Source organism: Nocardioides panacihumi, from assembly GCF_039530925.1.
Lineage (GTDB): Bacteria > Actinomycetota > Actinomycetes > Propionibacteriales > Nocardioidaceae > Nocardioides > Nocardioides panacihumi.
The window spans coordinates 155,505-180,545 of record NZ_BAAAPB010000001.1; the positions used below are offsets into that span (position 1 = coordinate 155,505).

Annotated in this window: 20 protein-coding genes; 7 read left to right on the plus strand and 13 right to left on the minus strand. The window is 73.1% G+C overall.

Going from position 1 to position 25,041, the window contains the following annotated elements:
- Positions 1–71: 71 nt before the first annotated feature.
- The 3 genes from ABD205_RS00805 to ABD205_RS00815 are packed head-to-tail and all read left to right on the plus strand — an operon-like array spanning position 72 to position 2,481.
- Entirely contained in the window at positions 72–1,439 is a 1,368-nt protein-coding gene (locus ABD205_RS00805; RefSeq protein ID WP_344041405.1) for a hypothetical protein, read from the plus strand.
- Positions 1,436–1,885, plus strand: coding sequence for a PssD/Cps14F family polysaccharide biosynthesis glycosyltransferase (pssD, locus tag ABD205_RS00810; RefSeq protein ID WP_344041407.1), 450 nt, complete (start codon positions 1,436–1,438; stop codon positions 1,883–1,885). The genes ABD205_RS00805 and pssD overlap by 4 nt, the downstream gene beginning before the upstream one ends.
- On the plus strand, positions 1,882–2,481 hold the full coding sequence (locus ABD205_RS00815; protein ID WP_344041409.1) for a glycosyltransferase: 600 nt from the start codon (positions 1,882–1,884) through the stop codon (positions 2,479–2,481). Before pssD ends, ABD205_RS00815 begins: the two co-directional genes overlap by 4 nt.
- On the opposite strand, the gene ABD205_RS00820 is transcribed toward ABD205_RS00815, so the two are convergent.
- The 6 genes from ABD205_RS00820 to ABD205_RS00845 form a co-directional block, all read right to left on the minus strand.
- A complete protein-coding gene (locus tag ABD205_RS00820; RefSeq protein ID WP_344041411.1) occupies positions 2,466–4,190 on the minus strand; it encodes a sigma-70 family RNA polymerase sigma factor in 1,725 nt (574 codons plus the stop codon). The two genes, ABD205_RS00815 and ABD205_RS00820, sit on opposite strands and share 16 nt — an antisense overlap.
- Before the next feature lie 25 nt (positions 4,191–4,215).
- Positions 4,216–5,730, minus strand: coding sequence for an oligosaccharide flippase family protein (locus ABD205_RS00825; protein ID WP_344041413.1), 1,515 nt, complete (start codon positions 5,728–5,730; stop codon positions 4,216–4,218).
- A complete protein-coding gene (locus ABD205_RS00830) occupies positions 5,727–7,016 on the minus strand; it encodes an O-antigen ligase family protein (RefSeq protein ID WP_344041415.1) in 1,290 nt (429 codons plus the stop codon). Before ABD205_RS00830 ends, ABD205_RS00825 begins: the two co-directional genes overlap by 4 nt.
- Complete coding sequence (locus ABD205_RS00835; RefSeq protein WP_344041417.1) at positions 7,006–7,932, minus strand: glycosyltransferase family 2 protein; 927 nt, start codon at positions 7,930–7,932, stop codon at positions 7,006–7,008. The genes ABD205_RS00830 and ABD205_RS00835 overlap by 11 nt, the downstream gene beginning before the upstream one ends.
- Positions 7,929–8,744 carry a CDP-alcohol phosphatidyltransferase family protein gene (locus ABD205_RS00840; protein WP_344041419.1) on the minus strand — a complete coding sequence of 272 codons (816 nt, stop codon included), beginning with the start codon at positions 8,742–8,744 and terminating at the stop codon, positions 7,929–7,931. Before ABD205_RS00840 ends, ABD205_RS00835 begins: the two co-directional genes overlap by 4 nt.
- A 126-nt stretch (positions 8,745–8,870) precedes the next feature.
- Positions 8,871–11,792 (minus strand): fibrinogen-like YCDxxxxGGGW domain-containing protein, encoded by a 2,922-nt coding sequence (locus ABD205_RS00845; RefSeq protein ID WP_344041421.1) that lies wholly within the window; start codon positions 11,790–11,792, stop codon positions 8,871–8,873.
- 152 nt (positions 11,793–11,944) lie between these two features.
- Here ABD205_RS00845 and mshD point away from each other — a divergent pair, with 152 nt between their 5' ends.
- Positions 11,945–12,772, plus strand: coding sequence for a mycothiol synthase (mshD, locus tag ABD205_RS00850; protein ID WP_344041423.1), 828 nt, complete (start codon positions 11,945–11,947; stop codon positions 12,770–12,772).
- Positions 12,773–12,800: 28 nt separating this feature from the next.
- Here the strand turns inward: mshD and ygfZ are convergent, their stop codons facing one another.
- From ygfZ to ABD205_RS00865, 3 genes are read right to left on the minus strand one after another with little or no spacing between them, the layout of a single operon-like run.
- Entirely contained in the window at positions 12,801–13,763 is a 963-nt protein-coding gene (ygfZ, locus tag ABD205_RS00855; protein ID WP_344041426.1) for a CAF17-like 4Fe-4S cluster assembly/insertion protein YgfZ, read from the minus strand.
- The gene (locus tag ABD205_RS00860) at positions 13,747–14,250 is read right to left on the minus strand and encodes a Fur family transcriptional regulator (protein ID WP_344041428.1); all 504 of its coding nucleotides are present in this window, start codon (positions 14,248–14,250) and stop codon (positions 13,747–13,749) included. Before ABD205_RS00860 ends, ygfZ begins: the two co-directional genes overlap by 17 nt.
- A gap of 7 nt (positions 14,251–14,257) precedes the next feature.
- Entirely contained in the window at positions 14,258–14,767 is a 510-nt protein-coding gene (locus ABD205_RS00865) for a heme-binding beta-barrel domain-containing protein (RefSeq protein ID WP_344041430.1), read from the minus strand.
- Positions 14,768–14,793: 26 nt separating this feature from the next.
- Here ABD205_RS00865 and ABD205_RS00870 point away from each other — a divergent pair, with 26 nt between their 5' ends.
- The gene (locus ABD205_RS00870) at positions 14,794–15,150 is read left to right on the plus strand and encodes a DsrE family protein (RefSeq protein WP_344041432.1); all 357 of its coding nucleotides are present in this window, start codon (positions 14,794–14,796) and stop codon (positions 15,148–15,150) included.
- Positions 15,151–15,215: 65 nt separating this feature from the next.
- Positions 15,216–18,674: a coiled-coil domain-containing protein gene (locus ABD205_RS00875; RefSeq protein ID WP_344041434.1), complete on the plus strand. Its 3,459-nt coding sequence runs from the start codon at positions 15,216–15,218 to the stop codon at positions 18,672–18,674.
- A 242-nt stretch (positions 18,675–18,916) separates the two neighbouring features.
- Here the strand turns inward: ABD205_RS00875 and ABD205_RS00880 are convergent, their stop codons facing one another.
- A complete protein-coding gene (locus ABD205_RS00880) occupies positions 18,917–19,975 on the minus strand; it encodes an alpha/beta hydrolase (RefSeq protein ID WP_344041436.1) in 1,059 nt (352 codons plus the stop codon).
- 96 nt (positions 19,976–20,071) lie between these two features.
- On the opposite strand from ABD205_RS00880, the gene ABD205_RS00885 reads away from it, so the two are divergent.
- Complete coding sequence (locus ABD205_RS00885) at positions 20,072–22,228, plus strand: RNA degradosome polyphosphate kinase (protein ID WP_344041438.1); 2,157 nt, start codon at positions 20,072–20,074, stop codon at positions 22,226–22,228.
- Positions 22,229–22,253: 25 nt separating this feature from the next.
- Here the strand turns inward: ABD205_RS00885 and ABD205_RS00890 are convergent, their stop codons facing one another.
- The 3 genes from ABD205_RS00890 to pstB form a co-directional block, all read right to left on the minus strand.
- The gene (locus tag ABD205_RS00890) at positions 22,254–23,288 is read right to left on the minus strand and encodes an inorganic phosphate transporter (RefSeq protein WP_344041440.1); all 1,035 of its coding nucleotides are present in this window, start codon (positions 23,286–23,288) and stop codon (positions 22,254–22,256) included.
- A gap of 8 nt (positions 23,289–23,296) precedes the next feature.
- On the minus strand, positions 23,297–23,914 hold the full coding sequence (locus ABD205_RS00895) for a DUF47 domain-containing protein (RefSeq protein ID WP_344041442.1): 618 nt from the start codon (positions 23,912–23,914) through the stop codon (positions 23,297–23,299).
- Positions 23,915–24,243: 329 nt separating this feature from the next.
- The gene (gene pstB / locus ABD205_RS00900) at positions 24,244–25,023 is read right to left on the minus strand and encodes a phosphate ABC transporter ATP-binding protein PstB (RefSeq protein ID WP_344041444.1); all 780 of its coding nucleotides are present in this window, start codon (positions 25,021–25,023) and stop codon (positions 24,244–24,246) included.
- Positions 25,024–25,041: the final 18 nt, after the last annotated feature.

The window sequence follows — 25,041 nt, forward strand, 5'->3', positions numbered from 1 at the left end:
CAAGCCGCGTCATGAATGGCCTCAAAGGGACTCACAGGTGGCGAAAGCCCGAAATTTCTCGAGGAGTAGACGTGCATTCCGAGGCATCCCCGACCGTTTCGCTGCGGCTCGACCAGATGGCGGCCGCGCTGCGGCGTCGGTGGCCGACCGCCCTGCTCGTGCTGACCGCCTGGTTGGCCGTCGGGACGGCGGTCGCGGCCCTTGCACCGTCCAGATACGAGGCGACGTCCGCGGTCACCGTCGAGCCCTTCGCCGATGTCGCGACCCGTGCGGCGACGGCCACGTCGCCCGACATGCCGACCGAGCTGCACGCCGTCACGAGCACGGCGGTCCTCGAGCGGGCCGCGCGCGAGCTGCACGTGTCGAGGGCGGCCGTCGACCACGCCGTCTCCGTGGCCAACCCGGATCGGTCGCGGGTGCTGGCGATCACCTACCGCGGGGCGACCGGCGCCGCGGCCGCCCGGGGAGCCGACGCGGTCGCCGCCGCCTACCTGGACGTCCGTCGCGCCGGTGCCCGCACCCAGGCCCAGGCCGAGGCGGTCGCGCTGCAGCAGCGGATCACGCACCTGCGGACCCAGCTGCCGAAGGGGAAGGCCGCGTCCAGCCCCATCGCGACGGCGGACGGGCAGCAGCTCGCCGACCTCCAGACGCGACTCGCCGACCTGACCCTGGCTGCCGATGCGACCGGCGGGCAGGTGACCCGCCACGCGTCGGACCCGACGTCGGAGTCGGGGCCCCCCGCCCTCGCCTACCTGGCCGGGGCCCTGGTGCTGGGGCTGGCGTGCGCGGTCGCCGCCGCGCTGCTGCGCGACAGGCTGTCGCGTCGAGCGAGCGACCCGTGCCTGCTCAGCTCCCGCATCGGCGCTCCCGTTGTCGCGGCGGCCCGCGCCTCGTCGGCCGACGACGTGCTCCGCACCCTCGCGCTGCGCCTCGACCTGGCGGCTCGCCCGGCGCCGCACACGATCGCCGTCGTCGGCGCGCCGTCACCCATGCTGGCCCGTGCGCTCTCCACCCAGCTGCGCCGACAGGGTCTGCGGACCCGGCTGGCCGACGCCCGCAGCATCGCCGCTCGCAACGTGGACCGCGGCTGGCCGCGCACCGCGACCGACCGGGTGCTCGTCGTCGACCTCAACCGTGAGATCGACGGCCCGCTCGCCGCGACGGTCGCGAGCCGGTGCGACCTGGTGATCCTGGCCGTCACCAAGGGCACCTCGATGGTGCCCGTCGACACCTTCGTCTCGCTCCTGCGCGCCGCCGGCCGCGACGTGGACGGCGCGGTCTTCCTCCACCACGAGCACGCGCTGTCCGCCTTCTTCGAGGCCGCGCCGTGGCAGTCGCAGACCCGACAGGACGACTGGGAGCGGGACGGCGCGAAGGCCGACGACACGACCGAGGACGAGTGGCACGGACGACGCCTCGACCACGAGGACCTGGTGTGAAGGTCCTGCTCGTGGCATCGACCGGTGGTCACCTGGCCCAGCTCGTGGCGCTACGCGACGTCTGGGCCGAGCACGACCGCCACTGGGTCACCTTCGACAAGGCCGACGCCCGGGGCTCGCTCGACGGCGAGCGCCTGACCTGGGCGCACCACCCGACGACGCGCAACATCCCCAACGCTCTGCGCAACCTGGCGCTGGCCCGACGGATCCTGACACGTGACCGGCCGGACGTGGTCGTCTCGACGGGCGCGGGCGTCGCCTTCCCGTTCTTCCTCGTCGCCCGCCTGATGCGGATCCGGACCCTCTACCTGGAGGTCTTCGACCGGATCGAGCAGCCCACGCTTACGGGGCGCCTGTGCTATCCGCTCGCCGACTCGTTCGCGCTGCAGTGGTCGGAGCAGCGGCGCAGCTACCCACGCGGCGTCGTGGTCGGGAGGACGATGTGAGCGCGTCGACCGCGGTGCACCGGCGCCCCTTCACGGTCGTCGCGACGTTCGGCACCGACCACCACCGCTTCGACCGGCTGGCGCGCTGGCTCGAACGATGGCTCGCCGGCCACGACGACGTACGGTGCGTCGTGCAGCAAGGGTCGACCAGCCCTCCCGCCGGCGCGGAGCCCGTGGGCATCGTCTCCCGATCCGAGCTTCTCGCGCTCATGGGGGACGCCGACGTCGTGCTCGGTCAGGGAGGCCCCGGCACCGTGCTGGACGCGGCCGTCGCCGACCGGATGCCGGTGGTGGTGCCCCGCCTGGCGCGCTACGACGAGGCCGTCGACGACCACCAGGTCGCATTCTGCCGGCGGATGGCGTCGGACGGACGCGCGCTGCTCGTCGAGACCGAGGAGCAGCTGCGCGCGACCCTGGACGCCGCGCTGGCCGACCCGGGCCGCCTCCGTAGCGGCGCCGGGGTGCCACCCATCGACGACACGATCGCCCGGGTCAGGCGCCTGCTCGACGAGACGGCCCGGCGGTCAGTCGGCTTCGTCAGCGCGCGCCGGCTGGGTGACGTCTTCGCGTCCCTGCGCGATCACCACCGCCGATGACCGGAGGACGTGTGCGACCCGGACGGTCCTCCGCCCGGGTGTCCTCCCCGCGATGCCGCGGTGACCGTCAGCGTCCGGGAGGCACGGGCGCCGCGGTCGTCGACGACGGTCAGCTGCACGAGATAGCGGCCCGGGGCGGCGTACCGGTGCCCGGTGCGGGCTCCGAGACCGGTCGAGCCATCTCCGAACGCCCACTCGTAGGCAGCGACGGAGCCATCGGGGTCCGACGAGCCGGAGGCGTCCACGGTCACGTACGGCCCGTGGACGCGGGCCGAGAGGAATGCCACCGGCGCACGGTTCGGCGCGGCGACCGAGAGCGACCTCGTCACGGTCTTCGACCGGCCCGCGTCGGTGACGGTCAGCTCGATGGTGACGTGGCCGTCCTCGGCATACCGGTGCGAGGCGGTCGCACCTCTCGCCGTGCCACCGTCCCCGAACCGCCACGAGTAGCCGTAGCGGCCCGCGCCTCTGCCGCCACGGGCCCTGGCGTGCACGGTGACGGACAGCCCGTCGGGGGCGACGTCGAAGCTCGCCACGATCGGAGCGACCCGCGGCTTCGTGCCGGTCGTCCGATGAGGTAGCGGCCGAGCCGTCGTGGTCTGCCGGGGCGGTGTCCGCGTCGGCACACGGGACGGGCCGTGGCCCGTCGACCGTGGACCCGGGTGGGGTCGGGCGGACCTCGCCCGCGCCGCCGGGGCCGACGGGCGCATCGGCGCCGCCGAGGTGGGTGCGCCGGCGCTGGCCAGGTAGTCCGCGGAGGGAGCGATCCGGACCGGTGCCTCCGGTCGGGCGATCCACAGACCCGCGGCACCGAGGACGACCGCCAGGGTGAGGGCCAGCGACATGACTGACTTGTGGAGCGCGACCTGGGGCTCCGGGCCGTCGTTGAGCCGGTGCTGCAGCAGCTCCCACGGATGCCCGAGCAGCGTCAGCGTGCCGGCGGGCGTCCCGGCGAGGTAGGGGCCGGCGGCGGCGCCGAGGACGACGGGTGCGATGAACGCCGAGAGCCGCCCGTTCATGTCGGTCACCTCGGCGTACGCCGTCGAGCAGGTCTCGCAGGTGTCGAGGTGCCGGCGTATCTTCTCCGTCTCGCGGCGGCCGAGCCTCCCTCGCGCGAGGGCGGGCAGCTGGGTGAGCACGGCGGCGTGGGAGTCGGCGCCCGCCTCCGCGACGTGCTGGAAGAGGAAGGACTGCCGCAGCGCCTCCCGCGCCCGGTAGGCCAGCGCGGAGACCGCGTTCGGCTTCAGCCCGAGCAGGTCGGCGACCTCGGCGGGGCGCTGCCCCTCGACCTCGAGGTGCCACAGGATCATCTGCCAGCGCTCGGGCAGGGCGGCGAAGGCGCGACCGGCGGCACCGCGGTCGAACGCCGCGACCACGCTGTCCGGGTCCTCCACCGACTGGTCGAGGAGCGTGGCGTCGTCGGTGGGGACCGCCACCCGCTCGGCCTTGTGGTGACGGAAGTGCGCATGCCGCAGCGTCGTCAGCAGGTAGGCCCGGAACGACACGTCGGGACCCTTCCCCTGCCGCAGCTGGCGCAGCACTCGTTCGAACGCCTCGGCCACCAGGTCGTCCGCGTCGCTCTGGGTGCGGGCGAGCTGGCGTGCCAGGCGCTCCGCCGACCCGTGGTGGCGTTTGTACAGCGTCGAGAACGCCGTCGTGTCACCCGCCCGAGCACGGACGATCAGATCTGGGTCCGGGACTCTCGGCATCCCGTGCATGGACAGTCTCACTTCGTCACAGCGCCTTTCCCACGTCGCCGATGCGACGTGCCTCGGATCTCGAGCTGGGGCGGCGCCGTCGGTACGGCGGCACCGAGGTCCGCAGGGCCGCGGTCGTTGCGGCAGCGCCCAGGACCAGCACGGCGACCGCGGCGGCGAACATCGCCACGACCGGGCCGGCCCACGTGTCGGCCACCAGGCAGAGCCCGGTGGTCGCCACGGCCACGCCGGTGCCGGCGACGTACGCCGGGCGCAGAGCGAGCCGCAGCCGCATCCCGACGAGGATCTGCAGCCAGGCCATCGCCGTGTCGAGCACCAGCACGACCGCCCAGGCAGTCGCCGCACCGACGATGCCGAACCGCGGATCCAGGGCCAGGTTGAGGCCGACGTTCACGACCAGGCAGGCGACCTTGTTGCCGAGCTGAGCCCTGCTGCGCCCGCCCATCAGCAGGATGCTCTGCACCCCTCCTGCGGCGTACGAGAGCGCCAGACCGAGGCACAGGATGCGCAGCGCGGTCGCTCCCGCCGTGAAGTCCGGGCCGAACAGGCCCAGCAACGCGGGCGCGAAGTAGGCGGCGATCACGAAGAACGGCCAGGACAACAGCGCCGTGCCGAGCGCGACGTCGTGGTGGAGCCGCCGGACCGCGGCCAGCCGGCCCTGGGCGAGCGCCGCGCTGATCACGGGGCCGACGGCGAGCCGAGAAGCCTGCTGGACCAGCTCCGCCGATCGCGCCGCCCTGGTGACGACGGCGTAGACGCCGGCGGCCGCGGGCGAGCACAGCGCGCCCACGATCAGCACGTCAGCCCACTCGAGGCAGATCTCCGCTGCGGCGCCGACGCCACGGGGCGCGCTGAACGCCCAGAACTCGCGTCGCTCGGCAGGCGTGGGCGCGGCCGTCGGTCGCGGGCCGCGATGACGGCGCTCCGCGCGGACCAGGAGGAGAGCGGCGACGAGCAGTGCCGCCGGCAGCGGCGCCAGCCAGGCAACCGCGACCGGACGCCAGGACCCGGTTGCCACGCACAGTGCGACCAGGCCGAGGCGGGCCAGCGGCAGGGCGACGTTCTGGACCAGCGTGACCGCGACGGCCGAGCTCATCGCACGGACCGCTCCCAGCAGCACGCCCAGCAGCGCCGTCAGGCCGGAGGCGGCGGCCACGGTCACCACCCAGCCGCGGCCACCGCCTGCGAGGTCCTCCAGCCGAGGGGCCGCGAGCGCGCCGGCCGCGACGGCGGCCGTGACGGCGATGCCGACCGGGACCGCCGCGATGCGGACGAGGCCGCACACGTGGTCGCCACGACCGAGCGCCAGCGCGGCCGAGACCTGCCTGACAAGACCCGTGTCCGCGCCGAGCTCGAGGACGTTGGAGGCGATCGCCACCACGGCCATGACCTGGAAGAAGGGACCGGCGCCCGCCGCCCCGAGAGCGTGCCCGACCAGCACGGCCAGGACCAGGTTCGTCGTCGCGCCGATCACGCCACCGACGAGGCCCACGGCGGCGGCACGCGCCACGATCGTGCGGGAGCCGCTCACGAGACGGTCACCACCGGGGCGCGGGCCGGAGGCCGGAGCGCCGTCACCGCGCGATCCGCGCTCTCGCGCAGCAGGAGCGCGGCCAGGGAGCCGATGGTCAGCCACTGCATGACGTCGAGCCCGTAGAAGACGACGATCACCACCGCACCGACCAGGCTGGCGTGCAACAGGATGGCGGTGTCGTCGAGGACTCGCCACGTCCGCACGACCGCGCCGCCGAGGAAGAGCGCGACGAGCACCAGCCCGACCAGGCCGTAGGAGAACATGACGGACCAGACGTAGCCCTGCGTGCCGACCGAGACCTCGTGCCGCAGCGACGGGCGCGGCGCACCCCAGCCGAGGAGCGGCGACTGCAGGGTGCGGTGCCAGGTCTCGGCGTACAGCGACATGCGGCCCTCGGTGGAGGTCGAGTACTGCTGCCGGTCGGCGATGCGCGCGAGCACATCGAGCCGGACCGCCAGAGCCGTCGCGACGACGGCGCCCGCCGCGAGCAGCATGAGGGTCCGCCCCCGCGCACGTGCCACGAGCCGGACCGCGACGTACACCGTGCTGACCCCCAGCCCGAGGAACATGCCCCGGTTGGAGGAGGCCACGGCCGGCACCACCGACGCCAGCAGCAGGATCGAGACCGACCATCTCACCCACGCCCTCCGCGTCGTGACGAGCGTCGCGATGGTCACGGGCGTGAGGAGGACGAGCGCAGCACCCCAGCCGTTCGCGTACAGGAAGGGCGCGGCCGGCCTGTTGAACGGCGCGGGCGCACCCCAGGGGGTCTGCACCTCGGCCATCGTCGGCACGAACATGCGGTGGACGAGGTCGTTGCCGAGCAGCCCGGAGGGCACCAGCCGTCCCACCGGGGTGGTGAAGGTCAGGTCGGGCGCGAGGACCCCGAGCCAGCCGCCGACCACGACGGTCGCCCACACCACGGTCAGGGCGCCGATCACGCGGGCACGCGTGACGCGCTCGGGTGCGTTGGTGACGTAGACGACGACGATCGCGACGGCGGCCAGGGTGACCTGGCGCAGACCCCACCCGGCCAGCCGGGCGCCGCTGTCGACCATGAGCCCGCACGGCACCGTCCAGGCGACGAACAACAGCAGCGGCGCCACGCCGGGCAGCAGTCGGCACCCGCCCCTTCGCGCGAGCAGGACGGCCATGACCACCGCCAGCACGGCCGGGGCGAAGGCGGTCAGGCCGAGTGGCCACGCGAGCGGGAATCCCGCGAGCACGACGAGGAGCGGCCAGGCCGGGAGGACGCCGCGACCCGGCGCCGGCTCAGAGACCACGACCACGACGCTGTGCCTGTTCGACGAGCCGGCCCGGGCTCAGCAGCCCGGCGGCGACCGCGAGCGAAGCGTGTGCGCGCAGCTGCGCCGGGTCGCGCCGCAGCGCCGAGAGCGCCCAGCGCAGCGCCGTACGCCGGCGGCCGCGCGCGGCGTGGGCGAAGGCGATCTGTCCGGCGATCCGCGCCCAGCCCCGCCGGTCCTCACCGAACGCGGGGAACTTCTCCAGCAGGTAGGTCAGCCCGTCGCTGATCGCGTCCCACCTGCCGTCGAAGTACGACGTCCGCGCCCAGTCGACCATGAGCAGCGGCCGCGGCACCGTGACGATGTCGCCTCGCGCGGCCAGCCGTAGCAGCAGGTCGTAGTCCTCCCCGTAGGACTGCGGGAGCCGCTCGTCGACCAGGCCGACCTCGCCGAGGAGGTCCGCACGACGCACCAGCAGCGCCGAAGGGTGGAGGCCGAGCACCCGGGAGCGCAGCAGCTGCGCGAGATCGGTCCGGGTCGGCGGCACGCGCTCGAAGGAACCGTCCTCGGTCCGGATGACGATGCCCGTGGAGACAGCCGCGGCGTCGGGGTGCTCCCGCCACAGGCGGACCTGCTCGCGCAGCTTGGTCGGCGCCCAGGCGTCGTCGTCGTCGCAGAAGGCGACCAGCTCCCCGGCCGCGGCCAGCAGACCTGTGTTCCGGGCGCCGGCCAAGCCGGGCGTCCGGTCGTTGGCGACCACACGGACCGACCGCCGGGGTCCGTCGGCGACCAGGCCCATCGCGCGCGGGGTCGTCCCGTCATGCACGACCACGACGTCGACCTCACCGTCGTAGTCCTGGTCGAGGACCGAGGAGACCGCACGGCGCAGCAGCTCGGGGCGGTCGACGGTGGCGATGACGACAGTGATCGACGGCCAGACGGTCGGCGCGCTCATCGGACACCGACCCCGCCGGCTCGCGACAGCCGGTCCTCGCGCGCTGCCACGCGGTCCAGCTCGGCCAGCTCGGCGAACCGACGCCGCAACGTGGCGACCAGCAGGACGGCGTTGGCCACTGTCAGGACGGCGTAGACGGCCAGGAAGACACCAGGGAGCGGCATCAGCAGCAGGCTCGCGTTGAGGACCCCGGTGTCGGCCGGGAGCTGGATGAGGGCGCTCGCCCCGCCCGGCGTACGGCCGCCCGACGCGGCACTGCCCTGGACCGGGCGTCGACCGCTGCCGCCACGCAGCTGTTCACCGAGGATCTGGGCGACGAAGCGGGTGACGGACACGAGCGCGAACAGCAGCGGAAGCACCAGCGCCGAACGCCCCGGCCCCGGGAGGTCGGCGACCCGGTGGAGCGCGACCGCGACGCTCAGGTGGACCGCGATGTGGCGAGCGGCGTCGAGGACGTGGTCGAGCCACTCACCGGCACGCCCGGTCCGCCCCGTGAGGCGGGCGAGCTGGCCGTCGGCCGAGTCCAGTCCGAAGGAGACGACGAGCAGCGCGACCACGCCGAGGACCACCGGGAACGACGCGGGCACGACACAGAGCCACAGGAGCGCCACTGCCCACAGCGCACCACCCACCAGCGACACCGCATGGGGCGTCACCCCCAGCGCTGCACCCGCAGCCGCGCCGACGCGGCCGAGCCGCCGGTTGACGACGCGCGTGTAGAAGGGGACGCCGGCGCCCGCCTTCTGGCGGGCGGCCAGCACCCTGTAAGCGGTGCCGAAGGTCCAGATCGGCGTGGGGGTCTTCTCAGGCACGGGGGTCTCCTGCTCGCGGTGCGACAACTCTCAAAGGAGTCACCTCGGCGCCATTCATGACGCGACTCGATCCAATGAGTTGGGTCACAGTGGGCCCCGGCTCCGTGACGCCCGTCCCGACGCCGCTCATGGCGACTGCGCCGCCAGCCGCAGATCCATGCTCACGTCCTTGGTCGAGCGGAAGTTGACGTGCACCTCGACGCTCACCTCGTTGCGCCCGGCGACGAGGGCCGTGGCGTCCAACGGGACGACGAGCGGGTCGGCCACAGCCGCCGACGTCCTCGGCGCCGCCGTCGCGAACGTCGACGGCCCGATCGCACCGTCACGGAGGTTCCTGCGCGCCACCTCACGACCGTTGAGGTAGACGATGACGCCGTCGTCGGCCCGGGTCGTCAGCGTCAGTCCGGTCAGCGCGGAGGGGTCGACGACGTCGAAGGAGCGGCGGTAGTAGGTCGAGATCGGGCGCTGACCTGAGGCGACGTCGACGTTGGTGGCGATCGACGGGCTGCCCCAGCCGAGCGGCGCCGCGCCGGTCGACCACGTGGAGTCGTCGAAGGTGGCGTCCTGCCAGCCGGCGGCGGGCGCGGCGCCGTCGGCGCGGTAGCTCCAGGTCGATCCGGCGGCCACCAGGTCGACCACCGCAGGCTCGGCCTGCGCGACCGCGACGGTCGTGGTCGCCGACCGGTTGCCGTGGCCGTCTGTGGCCCGCACGAAGAAGCGGTCGCCGGCGGCGGAGTCGGGGACGTCGACCGAGGTGCGTGTCGTCGTGGCCACCACGCGCCCACCTCGCAGCACCTCGTAGGTGACGGCGTCCGCGGTCGAGGCGGTCCAGGACAGGCCGGCGACCTGCCCGGTGAGTCGGACGGTCAGGCCGTCGGGGGTCGCCGGCGCGGTGTGCGGGCGAGCGGCGAACCTGACGAACCCTCCGGCCCACTGGTCCCGGCCGTCACGGGCGATCACGCTGGTGTAGCTGCCGCCGGCCCACAGAGTGCCGTCCGCGGCGACGCCCAGCGCCCATGCGCCGTATCCGCCACGTGCCTTGGAGATCGGGTCGAACGCCGGCATGGAGGCGCCGGTCGCGTCGTCCCACGCGCCGATGTAGCCGATCGCGTGGGCCTCGGCCCAGGTCGGGTTGGGATCACCGACGGTGAACGAGTAGGCCTGCTGACCGGAGAAGGCCCAGTCGCCGCAGTGGCAGCCGGCGTACACCACCGTGTCGGCGCTGTCGGCGATCGCCTGGATGTCGCCGCCGCTGCGGGTGACGTTCAGGCTCGTCGCCTCCAGCGTGGTGGTGTCGTAGCCGAACATGGAGTGCTCGCTGCCGCCCACCCAGAGCGTCGGCCCGGCCTCGTGGATGGCCTGCTGGTACGGCGACGTCGCCACCGAGAACCTCGGGGCGAACGGCACGACGGCTGCGCCGGGGTCGGTCGACAGGATCGCGACCCGCATCGTCGAGGTGCTGCCGGAGGAGGTGAAGTATCCCGACACGTAGACCCGGCGCCCGTCCGCGCTGGCGTCGATCGACTGCACCTTGCCGTTGAAGTCGGGGTTCCAGGCCTTGTCCGGCGTGGCGTCGCCGACCTTCACCCGTGCCGCCTTCCGGGCGTACACGGTGGAGGTCGAGGCACCGCCGGTCAGGTGCGTGAACGAGCCGCCCAGGTAGAGCCAGCCGTCCTGCACGTCCATCGTCTGCACGTTGACGCGCTCGCCGGCGATCCGGTCCTCGATCCGGATGCGCCAGCCGGTCACGGTCTCTCCGGTCGTCGGGTCGAGCTCGACGAGCCCGGGCTGGGACACGCCGTTGACGGTGCCGAACTGGCCTCCCACCGCGAGCCTCCCGTCCGGCAGGGCCGCCAGCGAGTTGACCTGGTTGTCGAGCACCGGACGGAACCCGGGGATCCAGTCGCCCGTCGTCGCGTCGAAGGCCGCCAGGTAGCTCTGCGGCACCGTCTGTGTCGCGGGACCGGTCGGCGTGCGGCCGGCGTGCTCCTCGACGCGGGCGAAGTTGCCGCCGACGTACATCACGTTCCCGATCTGCGCGAAGGCGTGCGCCTCGGTGTTGAGCTCGGTGGTGAGGCCGTTCGCCAGGCCTGCCACGCCCCACGTGCCGGGCAGCGCACCCGACTCGGCCAGCGGAGCCTGCTCCTGCGCCGCGGCTCCGGAGTCAGGGACGCTCGGGTAGGCGACCTGGCCGGTCGTCAGCTGCGGCCGCAGCCAGACCTGCGTCATCGGCGTCGCGTAGGTGCCCGTGATCGAGTAGAGGTAGGTGTCGGCCGCCGTCGTGCCGGCGACCGAGCTGCCGTAGTTGAAGCCCGCCACCCAGCCGTTGGTGCTCGAGAGGTACGTCCAGAGCCGCGACATGCCGTTGCTGCTGCCGTTGCCGTTGCCCCCGCCGTCGAGGTCGCGTGTCGTCACCCCGGTCCGTGACACGCTCAAGCGCCCGGCCGTGTCGCGCTGCGAGCTCGCGGCGTACAGGCGGGCGTCGGCGGGCTGCCCTGCTGAGAACGCCCACGACCAGCGCGGCATCTTCGTCAGCTTCAGTCGTACGTCGGTCGCGGTCACGCCGGCCCTGTCGGCCGCGCGCACCACCCGTACGCCGTCGGCGAGCCCCGACGGCGCCTGACCGTCGAGCAGGCCGTTGATCACGTCGTCCGAGAGCTGGCGGGGCTTGAAGCCGGTCTGGTCCCAGACGTGGTCGTGCACCTGTGCGACGGTGCCCTGACCGTCGCCACCGCTCAGCCACCCGTCGCGGCCTCGTCCGACGAGCACCCAGCCGCCGCCGTCGACCGACATGTCGCAGTAGAACTGCTGCGGCGCCACCAACGTCGGCGTCACCAGCCAGTAGACCCCGTCGGGCGCCGTCGGCACGACCTGCTTGATCTCCCAGCACGAGGCAGCGGCCCGTTCGGCCGAGCTCCCGTCCGGCACCCAGCCCGCCGACGACGTCGCGGCCGCCGCGGTGTCGCACGACACCGACCCCGTCAGTGCGGTGACGATCGCCGCGACCCCCGCCGCGACCCTCGAGAAAGCAATTGCCTGCCGTCCCATGGCTGGCCCCCCATGATGTTGAGTTGTGTCCTCGCCGGGGGTGCTGCGCCCGGCGACCCAGGGATGGGACAGGTGATCTGGCTGGCCATGACGCCGATCGCAAAGAAATTGCGCGGCCTGTGGGCAGACGCACAGACGACTAGGGTGTGGCGGTGACCGAGGCGCTCTCGACCGTCCGCTCCATCGCCGACGCAGCACGCACCGTCGACGGCGCGGCCCCGCTGGACGAGGCCACGCTCCTGACGCTGCGCCACCGGCCGGACACGGTGCGCTCCTGGGTCGAGGACGACGGGTTCGCCCTGCTGATCGGGTCCGAGCTGTCGCTGGTGGTCAGGCCGGCCGCCCGCGGTCGGGGGGTGGCGACACGGCTGCTGGACGCCGTGCTGGCGGAGACGGCGGACACCCCCGCCGCGCTCACCGCGTGGTCGCACGGCAACCAGCCGGCCGCCGCCGCGCTCGCCGGATCGCACGGCTTCCGGCCGACCCGCGAGCTGTGGGTGATGCGGAGGCCGATGTCGGAGCCGCTGCCGCCCCTGCCGGCTCCGCCCGCCGGGGTGGACCTGCGGGGATTCGCGAGCGGCGACGAGGCCGAGCTGCTGCGGGTCAACGCCGCGGCCTTCGCCCACCACCCCGAGCAGGGGTCCCTGTCACTGGACGGCCTGCGGGAGCGGATGGCCGAGCCGTGGTTCGAGCCCGACGGCCTGATCGAGGCGTGGTCGGGATCGACGCTGCTCGGCTTCCACTGGACGAAACGACACTCCCCCACGCTCGGCGAGGTGTACGTCGTCGGCATCGACCCGTCCGCCCAGGGCCGCGGCCTCGGCCGGCTGCTCACCCTCGCGGGGCTGCACCACCTCACCGACGTGGCGGAGGTGCATCTCTACGTCGAGGCGGACAACACCCCTGCCGTCAGGCTCTACTCCGGCCTCGGGTTCACGCACGCGCCCGTCGACACGCACGTGCAGTTCACGCGGCCCTGACCCGTCGCGGGCCTCAGAGGCGCGGCCGTCAGAGGCGCGGCCGCACGTGCAGCCCTGCCTCCGGGTCGACGATGACCTCCTGGCCGGCCGGCATGCCGTCCACGGTGAGCTCCGCGTCGACGGGGACGTTGCGCTTCACCAGCGCGAGCGCGATCGGCCCCAGCTCGTAGTGACGCGCGGACGACCCGACGAAGCCGATCTCGCGATCCCCGTGGGAGATGGGCGAGCCCACCGCCGGGAGCCTGTTCTCCGAGCCGTCGAGGTGGAGCAGCGTCAGGCGACGCGGCGGACGGCCGAGGGTGTGGACGCGCGCGACGGTCTCCTGGCCGCGGTAGCAGCCCTTGTCCAGGTGCACCGCCGGCAGGAAGCCCTGGTCGGCCGGCAGCCAGCCGACCTCGTTCGGGATGGTCCGGTGGTCGGTGTCGACACCGAACCGCGGCTCGCCCCGTGCGATCCGCAGCGCGTCGAACGCCCACAGCCCGGCCGCCGGACCCGCTGCCTCGGCGAAGGCCGGGAGCTGGTCGCGCGGCACGAACAGGTAGCCCGACGGGCGCCAGGCGACCGCGAGCTCCGGGGCGAGCGAGACCGTGACGTCGGACCAGAACTTCATCCGCTCCAGGTAGGCGGCCAGCGGATCGCCGTACCCGGGCTCGGTCCAGGCGGTGAACGCGGTGCCGTCGTCGACGCCGGCGAAGTGGTGCTCGACGTGGCCCTGCGGGGACAGCACGAGGGCGGCGGTCCACGTCCCCGGCTGCAGGCCCTCGAAGGCCTGCGAGGTCAGCGAGTGCAGCCAGGTCAACCGGTCCGGGCCGGCGATCACGACGACGTCGCGGTGCGAGAGGTCGACGAAGCCCTCACCCGAGGCGAGGACGCGCTGCTCGTTGTTGAACGACCCGTAGTGCGCCGCGACCGGGGCGTCGACCCCGTCGGCGGCGACGGCGCCGGGCAGGCTCATCAGGGGGCTGGGCAGCGGGCTAGTGCTGGTGCTCATCGTGCGCTCCTTCTGCTCCCCCGGGAGGCTCCGGGCAGCTGGGCGTGTGCTCGCCGAAGATCGTCAGGTGCGCGATGTCGACCAGGAAGCCCTGCTCCACGCGCAGCCGCTCGACGAACTTCTCCGCCTTCACCTCGTCAACCGAGATGACCTGCCCGCAATTCCGGCAGGTCAGGTGGAAGTGGACCGGGCCCGCGCTCACGGAGTGGTACGTCGGTGCGCGGTCGCTCAGGTGCAGGTGGCGCACCAGCCCGAGCTGCTCGAGGACCTCCAGGGTCCGGTAGACCGTCGAGATGTTGATCGCCGTCGACTGCGTCGAGACCTCCGCGAAGATCTCGTCCGGGGTGGCGTGCTGCAGTCGCTCGACGGCGGCGAGGATCAGCTCGCGCTGCGGCGTCAGGCGGTAGCCCTGCGCTCGCAGACGGCTGCGCCAGTCGTCGCCCTCGGGCTGCGCGCCCGCGGGCCCGTGCCCCGCCTCGGCCGCCATCGCCGCCTCACGCCCGCTGAAGGCGCGCCCAGAGGTGCGGCTGGAGGGCCTGGCCCATCGCCGCCATGTCGTAGGCGTAGAGGAGGTCGCCCTCGACGTTGCCGTAGAGGCGCTTGCCGCCGACGTACTCCTTGGCGGTCTCCGTGCGCGCCACCGCGTCGGTGACGATCTCGAGCTTGCCGGCGGCCGACTCGCCATACCAGATCTCCACGAAGCCGGTGTTGTGGGCGAGCACGAGCTCGACACGGGCCTCGCCCGCGTTCTCGCCCGGCTTGCAGCGCAGGAAGCCGGTCTCGAGCGCGGCGTCGCGGACGAACTCGCCCTGGTCGTCGACGATCCACGCCCGCGAGAAGTAGTGGAAGAACGGCCGGCCGTCGTGGGTGAAGATCAGCTCCTGACCGAACTGGAACCCGTCGATCGTCGGGTAGTCCCCGTGCCCGTTGCCGCGCCAGGTCCCGAGCATCCAGGCCACCGGGCCACAGTCGGGGTGCAGGTTGTCGGGGATCTCGAAAGCCACGGTCGGTCAGTCTAGTGTCAGGCCCCGTGAGGACCCTTGTCGTGAAGTGCACCGCGGGTGCCGAGGAGCCGGAGCGGGCGAACCAGGCCTTCACCGTGGCCGCCTCGGCCGCCGCCGCGGGCGCCCGGGTGAGCCTGTGGCTGACAGGGGAGGCGAGCTGGTTCGCGGTGCCCGGGCGCGCCTCGCTCGACCTCGAGCTCGCCACGCCGCTCGGTGACCTGCTCGATCTCGTGCTCGCCTCCGGAGAGGTGACCGTGTGCAGCCAGTGCGCCAAGCGTCGGGGGTTGGCGCAGTCCGATCTCGTCGACGGTGCGACGATCAAGGGCGCCGCCGTGTTCGCCGAGGAGATCCTCGGCGACGGCGTCCAGGCGATCGTCTACTGACACCTCCGCGGGCCTGCGCCGAAGCGCGGCGGACGATCTCCTCGGGCCGATAGGATCAGCCGGAAATGGACCAGCCCCAGAACCCCTCCGACCGCCGGTGGTTCCGCCGCTCGGGCAACGAGCCGACCTCACAGGCGCAGAAGCCACCGACGTCGCCCGCCGACGTGAACCCGACCCAGGGGTCCGAGCCCGCGCCGCCGTCCGCGGCCACGCTCGCCGATCTGGAGGCCCGCGCCCGCGAGCAGACGGCTGCCGCGGAGGCGGCCGCCCGACTGCGGGCGCTCGCCGAGCAGGCAGCCGCTGCGCAGGCGGCCGAGCGACACTCGGCCGACGAGGCCGCTGCAGCGGCCCGACGGATCGCCGAGGAGTCTGACCGGGCCGCCCACGAGCACGCCACCGCGGCCGCGGCCGCCCACGAGGCGCGTGCGGCGGCCGAGGCGGCCGTCGAGGAGGCCGCCCGCAGGCACGCCGAGGCGCAGGCGTCGGCCGAGGCAGCCCAGACCGCGCGGCGTGAGGCCGAGGAGCGCGCCCTGGCGCAGGCCACCGCGACCGAGGAGGCGGTACGCCGCCACGCGGCCGCCGTCGAGCAAGCCTCCCAGCGCGAGACGGAGCTGCAGGCGCAGCTCGCGGAGCTGACCGCCGCCCGCACCCAGGCCGAGGACGCCGCGCGGGCGCTCGCCGGGGTCGCCTCCGCCGGGCAGCAGGCCCGCAAGGAGGCCGAGGCGGAGGCCGCTCAGCGCGCCGTCGAGGCCGCGGGCGCCCACCAGGCCCGGCAGGACGCCGAGAAGGCGCTCACCGCCGCCCACACCGAGGCGGAGGAGCGTCTGCGTGCCCAGGCCGACGAGGCCCGGGAGCGGTTGCGCGAGCAGCACGAGGCCGCCGCCGCGGCCCACGAGGCACGGGTGGCCGCGGAGCAGGTCGCTGCCGAGCGGGCCGCCGAGGCGGCGACCGCGCACGAGGCGCGGGCAGCTGCGGAGCAGGCCCTCGTCGAGGCACGTCAGACCGCGGACGCCGAGCTCGCCGCGGCGCGCCGGGAGGCGGAGGAGGCCGTCGCGGCCGCCCACGAGCAGGCGCGCTCGCTGGTCGACGCCGCCCGGCAGCAGACCGAGGAGTCGCTGGCGGCCGCCCGCACCCAGGCCGACGAGGCGGTCGCCGGCGTACGCGCGGGCGCCCTCGAGTCGATCACCGCAGCGACGGCCGAGGCCGACGCGGCCGTGGCCGCGGCACGGGACGAGGCCGCACAGGCGATGGCCGACGCGCGCACCCACGCCGAGGAGGGGCTGGCCGAGGCGCGCCGGATCGCCGAGGCAGCGGCTGCGAGCTCGTCGGCCGCCCACGCCGACGCCGACCGCCTGGTCGCCGAGCACACCCAGATCCGCGCGCACCTCGAAGAGCTCGCCGCCCAGCACCTCGAGGCGGCGACCACCGCGCACGAGGCGCGCCACGAGGCGGAGGCGACGGCCCGCGCGAAGGCGGAGGAGGCCGCGGCCGCGCACGACGCCCGGATGTCCGCCGAGCAGACCCTCGCCACCACGCAGGCCGAGGTGGCCGAGCAGCTGCGGGCGCAGGCTGCCGAGGCCGAGCAGAGGCTGCGCGAGCAGGCCGACGCCGCGTCCGCCGCGCACCAGGCGCGGGTCGCCGCGGAGGAGGCGGCCACGGCTCTGGCCGCCGCTGCCGCCGCGGCCAACGAGGCGCGCACGCACGCCGAGGCGACGGCCGCCGAGGCCGCCACCGAGCGGGAGCGTGCCGTCGCGCAGGCCGACGCCGAGCGGGAGGCCGCCACGGCCGAGGCGCACCGGGTCCGCGAGGAGGCTCTCGCCGCGTCGACCGCCGCCCGGGAGGAGGCCGACCGCCAGGTCACCGAGCACGCCACCACGCGCGCCGCCCTCGAGGAGAAGACCGCCGCCCGGCTGGCCGAGAACCTGGCAGCGCACGAGGCAAGGCTCGCCGCTGAGCAGGCCGCCACCGCCCGCGCCGACGACGCTACCGCGGCCCACAACGCCCGGCTGCACGCCGAGGAGGGTGCCCGCCGGCACGCCGACCTCGCCGCGCAGGCGCACGCCGACCGCGAGGCGGCGGAGCAGGTGGCCCGGGAGCGGTCCGAGGAGGTGCTGCGCGCCCAGGAGCTGCGCCAGTCGGCCGAGCACGCCGCGGCCGAGGCGAACGCCGCCCGCATCGCGGCCGAACAGAGCGCCAGCGAGCACGCCGCCGCCCGCCAGGAGGCCGAGGAGCAGGCCCGCAAGCAGGCGAACGCGGCCCACGCCGCCCACGAGCTGCGGGGCCGCGCCGAGACGATGGCGCGCACGGCGGCTGCCGCCGCCAAGTCCGCGCACGTGCTCCGCGGCGAGGCCGAGGAGGCCGCCCAGCAGCAGGCCCTGTTCGCGCAGCAGTCCGCCGAGACCGCGCAGGCAGCGCTGGCGAAGGTCGAGGAGCAGGCCGAGGTCGCACGCGTCGCGCACGAGACGGCCGAGCAGGCACACCAGGCGCGTGCCGAGGCGCTCGCCGACGCCCACAGGGCGGCCGGCAAGGTCATGGAGGCGCTCAACGCCCGGCTCGAGGCGGAGGAGGCGGCCATCCTGGCTCAGGCCGCCCGCGACGGGGCCGAGCAGGCGGCGAAGACCCAGGCCGAGCGGACCCGCGACGCACAGCGCCAGCTCGAGGAGGCCGAGCACCGCAACCAGGCCGTGCTCGACCAGCTCGCCGCCGCTCGCACGGAGGCCGCCGAGGCGCACCGCCTGCGCGCCGAGGCGGAGGAGGCTGCGGCCCAGCGGGCGATCGACCGTCAGGCCGTCGAGTCCTCCATCCGGCACAACACCGAGCTCATCGAGACTGCCCTCGCCGAGCGGTTGGCGGCCGAGCGCCGGCTCGCCGACCTCGCGGCCGAGCTGGCCACGCTGCGGGGCGCGGTCGCGAACACGTTGCGCGAGAAGGGGTCCAAGCGCAGCCTCGCCGCGCTGCAGGAGGCCGCGGACAGCCACACGGCCCTCGACCAGGAGGCGATCCGGGCACTGGACGAGACGGGGTCGATCCCGGTGGTCCCGTCGGTCTTCGAGCCGGCCCGAGTCGACGACGAGGCGGCGCCCCCGGGTGTCGGCGAGACCCAGCACGCGTGGATCCGCAACGAGTGGGCCCGGGTGGACGCGCGGCGGGCCGACGAGGCCCAGGCGGACCAGCCGGGTGGTGCGCATGAGGCCGGGGCCCGGTCCGAGGGCGAGCACCGTCGTGAGACGGAGCCGGCCCGCCAGGCCGACGTACGGTCGTTCGCGGCAGCGGGCGTGGCGGACGACGTGACCGTCACCGACGACGGCGTGCTCGACGTACGCCGCGGCGACCGGTCGCAGACGTTCGACCTCTACGACCGGGCGACCGACCTGCGGATCGTCGGCAAGCCCGGACAGCGGCGCTGGCGCGTCGAGGTGTCCCGCCCGGGCGCGGCCCCTGTCGTCATCGACGGCAAGCAGGTCGACGCCGAGGCGCTCACCCGCGAGCTGGTGCGCTGGCGCCCCGAGGCCGCCCGCCGCTGATCACCCACCGCGCAAACTGTCACCGTGACAGTTCGCGGCACCGGTGATAGTTGGCAACTGTCACCCACCGCGCGAACTGTCACGGTGACAGTTCGCGGCACCGGTGATAGTTGGCAACTGTCACGGTGACAGTTCGCGGCACCGGTGATAGTTGGCAACTGTCACCCACCGCGCAAACTGTCACCGTGACAGTTTGGCGACGCGACGTGAGGCGGCGCGGGCCGGGCGCGGCGGGCAGCGGCCTACGCGCCGAGCCCCCGCCTGAGCGCCTCCGCGATGTCGGCCGTCGCCGCCCGGGACGAGCGCGCGAGCAGCACGTTGAAGAACCCGTGGATCTGGTCGGCGAAGCGCCACGACTCGACCTTGACGCCGGCGGCGGAGAGCTTCTCGGCGTACGCCTCGCCCTCGTCGCGCAGCGGGTCGAAACCGGCGGTCGCGATGTACGCCGGGGCGACCCCGTCGGGCACGTCGGCGTAGAGCGGCGAGAGACGCGGGTCCCTCGGGTCCGTCCCGGCCGGGACGTACGACGACCCGGCGAGGTCGATGAAGTCCGACGTGAGGTAGTAGCCGGCCCGGAAGCGCCGGCGGCTCTCGGTCTCCTCGTCGAACTGCGTCACCGGGTAGATCAGCAGCTGGAACGCACACGCCTCGGTCACCGCGAGGGCGACCCCGGTGGCCAGGTTGCCGCCGGCCGAGTCCCCGCCGACGCCGATCCGCCCTGGGTCGGCCGACACCTCGGCTGCGTGCTCGACGACCCAGCGGAACGTCTCGATCGCATCGTCGTACGCCGCCGGGAATGGCTCCTCCGGAGCCAGGCGGTACTCCACCGCCAGCACCCGGACCCCCGACTGCTCGGCGAGGAACCGCGCCGAGGCGTCGTGCGAGTCGAGGTCGCCGTAGATGAAGCCGCCACCGTGGAAGAGCACCAGCAGCGGCCCGGGCTCCGTCGACGCGGACGTGGGCGTGTAGAGCCGCGCGGCACGGCCGGCCACCGACAGCGTCCGCACGTGCCCCACCGCCTGCTCGCCGCCCACCAGCCGTGACTGGTGCAGCAGCACCGGGCGGCCCTTCTCGACGGACAGCGACTCGACGGCGGGCCCGGCGATCCTGGCGAGCCTCAGCATCAGCTGCGTGTCGGTCGCGAGCCTCTGCCCGTCCACGGCGACGGGCTTGCCCACGAGACGGCGCTGCACGGCCTCGGGCAGCCGGAACGCGGTGGTCAGTGCGGCCCGCTCGGCCACGGCTGCGGCGGAGCTGAGCGCGGAGATGGCGTACGACGACGGCTTCGACAACAGGCTCACGGGGCCCGAACCTACCGGCGGGTCACATCGCCCTGCCAGGGGATGTCCACGCCTCGCGACACCTACCGTTCACCCGGAAGTGAGAGACTCGAGCGCATGACGCTTGAGCCCACGGCCGACCCCGACCTCGGCACGGTGGAGACGTTCGACGTCGACCCGCCGTACGTCCCGGACCACGAGGCTCTGGCGGCCGTCGAGGAGTTCGAGGAGCGCTTCCTCGACCGGGAGCTGTCCTGGCTGCACTTCAACCAGCGCGTGCTCGAGCTGGCCGAGAGCCCGTCCCTGCCGCTGCTCGAGCGGGTGCGGTTCCTGGCGATCTTCACGTCCAACCTCGACGAGTTCTTCATGGTCCGGGTTGCCGGCCTCAAGCGCCGCATCGCCGCCGGGCTCGCCGTGCGCGCCGCCTCCGGGCTGATGCCGCGCGAGGTGCTGGAGCTGATCTGGCGCACCACCCGGGAGCTGTCGGAGCGACACGCCTCCGTCTTCTCCGACCAGGTGGTCCCGGCGCTGTGGAAGGAAGGCATCGAGCTGGTCCGGTGGGACGACCTGACCGCGACCGAGCAGAAGCACTGCAAGAAGCTCTTCAAGGAGCGGGTCTTCCCGATCCTGACGCCGCTGGCGGTCGACCCCGCGCACCCGTTCCCCTACATCTCCGGGCTCTCGCTCAACCTGGCCGTCCTCATCCGCGACCCGCGCACCGGCAAGGAGCACTTCGCGCGGGTCAAGGTGCCGCCCAACCTCACCCGCTTCGTGCCCGTCGGCAACGACCGGTTCGTGCCGCTCGAGGACATCATCGGCGTCCACCTCAAGAGGCTCTTCCCCGGGATGGACGTCCTCGAGGTGCACACCTTCCGGGTGACCCGCAACGAGGACGTCGAGGTCGAGGAGGACGACGCCGAGAACCTGCTCGCCGCGCTCGAGAAGGAGCTCCTGCGCCGGCGCTTCGGCCCCCCGGTGCGCCTCGAGGTCGAGGAGTCGATCTCGGACTCGGTGCTCGAGCTGCTCGTCTCCGAGCTCGGCATCTCGCCCTCCGAGGTCTTCCGCCTGCCCGGCCCGCTCGACCTGCGCGGGCTGCACGCGATCGCCGACATCGACCGCGAGGAGCTGAAGTACCCGACGTTCCTGCCGACGACCCACCACCGGCTGGCCGACGTCGAGTCGGCCGCCCCGGTCGACGTCTTCAAGGCGGCGCGGCGGCGCGACATCCTGCTGCACCACCCCTACGACTCCTTCGCCACGTCGGTGCAGCGGTTCATCGAGCAGGCGGCGGCCGACCCGCACGTGCTGGCCATCAAGCAGACGCTCTACCGCACCTCCGGCGACTCCCCCATCATCGACGCCCTCATCGACGCGGCGGAGTCCGGCAAGCAGGTGCTGGTGCTCGTCGAGATCAAGGCCCGCTTCGACGAGCAGGCCAACATCCGCTGGGCGCGCAAGCTGGAGCAGGCCGGCTGCCACGTGGTCTACGGCCTGATCGGGCTGAAGACCCACTGCAAGCTGGCGATGGTCGTGCGCGACGAGGGCGTGTACGGCGGCGGCATCCGCCGCTACACCCACATCGGGACCGGCAACTACAACCCGAAGACCTCGCGGCTCTACGAGGACTACGGCCTGATCACCACCGATGAGGCGATCGGCGAGGACGTCGCCCACCTGTTCAACAACCTGTCCGGGTGGTCGCGCGACGCGTCGTACGAGCAGCTGCTCGTCGCCCCCGCCACCGTGCGAACCGGCATCGTGGAGCAGATCCATGCGGAGATCGCCCACCACCAGGCCGGCCGGCCCGCACGGATCCGCATCAAGGCCAACTCAGTCGTCGACGAGGGCGTGATCGACGCGCTCTACCTCGCCTCGCAGGCGGGGGTGCCGGTCGAGCTGCTGGTGCGGGGCATCTGCGCGCTGCGACCGGGCGTGCCGGGCCTCTCGGAGACCATCGCCGTACGGTCCATCCTGGGCCGCTTCCTGGAGCACTCACGGCTCTTCTGGTTCGCCAACGGCGGCGACCCGACGGCCTGGATCGGTTCGGCCGACCTCATGCACCGCAACCTCGACCGCCGCGTCGAGGTGCTCGTCCGGCTGCCGCTGGCCGATCACATCCTCGCGATCGGCGAGCTCTTCGACCTCTCGTTCGAGCCGTCGACGAGCGCCTGGGTCCTCGACTCGGACGGGTCGTGGACGCGCAACGGTGGCGACGTGGACCTGCAGGAGACGCTGATCGAGCAGCAGCGACGCCGTCGTACGGTCGGCGCCTGAGCCTGCGACTCGCCCCGGGAGTGCGTCAGAGACCGAGCACGTTGACGAACAGGCCGTGCAGCAGCCGGATGAGCTCGTACGCCGTCGCGGCCGCGAGGCCCGCCGCCGGGAACGTGAGGACCCAGGCGGTGACGATGTTGCCCGCCACGCCCCAGCGCACGGCGGAGAAGCGCTTCGTCGCGCCGGCGCCCATGATCGCGCTGGTGATGGTGTGGGTCGTCGAGATCGGCGCCTGCCAGATGTACGCCGTGCTGTAGAGCACCGCCGCGCCCACCGACTCTGCCGAGAAGCCGCGGGCCGGGTCGAGGTGGATGATCTTGCGGCCGAGCGTCCGCATGATCCGCCAACCACCCGAGTAGGTGCCCAGCGAGATCGCGCTCGCCGCACAGACGATGACCCACAGGGGCAGGTCGTCGTTCGGGTCGGCGTGACCCGAGGCGACCAGCGCCAGGAAGATGACGCCCATCGTCTTCTGGGCGTCCTGCAGGCCGTGGCCGAGCGCGAGCGCGGAGGCCGAGATCGTCTGCATCCCGCGGAAGCTGCGGTGGACCTTCGCCGCGGGGCGGCTCTTGAAGATCCACATGATCGAGAGCATCACCAGGAAGGCCAGGCAGAAGCCGACGATCGGCGAGGCCACCATCGGGATCAGGACCTTGTCGACGATCGTCTGCCAGTGCACCGTCGCCAGGTCGGGGCCGGCCGCGAGGGCCGCGCCGACCAGGCCGCCGATCAGGGCGTGCGAGGACGACGAGGGCAGGCCGAAGTACCACGTGATGAGGTTCCACGCGATCGCGCCGAGCAGCGCCGCGAGCACGATGGTGAGGGCATGCTCCGCGTCGTCCCCCGCGATCGACAGCGTGTCTGCGACGGTGTGGGCGACCTTCTGGCCGAGCAGCGCACCGACGAAGTTCATGACGGCCGCGAGGATGAGCGCGATCCGCGGCGTCAGCGCCCGCGTCGAGACCGAGGTCGCGATCGCGTTGGCGGCGTCGTGGAAGCCGTTGGTGTAGTCGAAGACGAGAGCGACGACCACCACCGTGATGACGATGGCGAGTTCCATGGGAGAGCTCAGGACTCCTTGAGGGCGATCTGCTCGATCGTGTTCGCGACCCGCTCGAAGCCGTCGATGGCCGCCTCGAGGGCCTCGACGATGTCCTTGAGCTTCAGCACCTCGACGGCCTTGAACTCGCCCGAGAAGATCATCGCGAGGATCCGCCGGTGGTTGCGGTCGCCCTCGTTCTCGAGGCGGTTGACCTCGATCCAGTACTCCTCCAGCGACTTCATCGACTGCAGGTTCGGCATCGCGGCCGCCGTCAGCTCGGCGCAGCGCTGCAGCACCTGGACCTGGTCGGACAGCTCAGGCGGGAGCACCTTCACCTCGTAGACGAGGATCATGTCGACGACCTCGTCCATCAGGTCCATGATGTCGTCGAGGCCGGAGCCCAGCGAGTAGATGTCCTCGCGGTCGAACGGGGTCACGAACACCGAGTTGACCCGCCGCACGATCGCGTGGGTGGTCTCGTCGGCGGCGTGCTCGGCCTCCCGCATGCGTCGGGCGACGTCCTCGTGGAGGGCGCCGACGGCGAGCATCTCGGCCAGCAGGGCAGCGCCCGTCACCAAGTGGTTGGCCGACTCGGTGAACAGGTCGTAGAAGGTCGTGTCGACCGGACGGATGCGCAAACGCACGAAGAACTCCTGTGGAGTCGGAGACGAACGGGCCCAATCTAGGGGAGCCGACGCGTGCGCGCGCAACCGGCGGCGCTCACCAGCGCCGAGTCGGCGCGTCTTCGCACCTCAGAAAGGCCGAGTCGGCGCGTCTTCGCACCACACAAGCGCCGAGTCGGCGCGTCCTCGCACCACACAAGCGCCGAGTCGGCGCGTCTTCGCACGTTGCGTGCGAGGATGCGCCGACTCGACCGTCGTACGCCGCCAGGATGCGCCGACTCGGTCGCCGTACGGGTGCCAGGATGCGCCGACTCGACCGTCGTACGCCGCCAGGATGCGCCGACTCGGCCTCAGCCGAAGCGGCCCGAGATGTAGGCCTCGGTGGACTCGTTGTCGGGGTTCGTGAACATCTTCTTGGTCGGGTTGAACTCGACCAGGTGGCCCGGCTGGCCGGCGGCCTTGAGGTTGAAGAAGCCCGTCTCGTCGGAGACACGGGCCGCCTGCTGCATGTTGTGCGTCACGATGACGATCGTGTAGCTGTCCTTGAGCTCGTGGATGAGGTCCTCGATCGCCGCCGTCGAGATCGGGTCGAGCGCCGAGCACGGCTCGTCCATGAGCAGCACCTGAGGCTCGACCGCGATGGCGCGAGCGATGCAGAGGCGCTGCTGCTGGCCGCCGGAGAGCCCCATGCCGGGCTTGTTGAGGCGGTCCTTGACCTCGGTCCAGAGGTTCGCGCCGCGCAGCGACTTCTCGACGATCGCGTCGGCCTCGGCCCGCTTGAGCTTCTTGGAGTTGAGGCGGTTGCCCGCGAGGACGTTGTCGTAGATCGACATCGTCGGGAACGGGTTGGGCCGCTGGAAGACCATGCCCACCATCCGCCGGACCTCGACCGGGTCCACACCGGGGTCGTACAGGTCCTGGCCGGAGACGGTGATCTTGCCCTCGACCCGGGCGCCGGGGATCACCTCGTGCATGCGGTTGAGCGTGCGCAGGAAGGTCGACTTGCCGCAGCCGGAGGGGCCGATGAAGGCCGTCACGGCCTTCGCCTTGATCGTCATGTTGACGCCCTCGACGGCCTTGAAGTCGCCGTAGTAGATGTTGACGTCGCTGACGTCGATGCTCTTGGCCACTGTGTGTCCTGGTTCCTT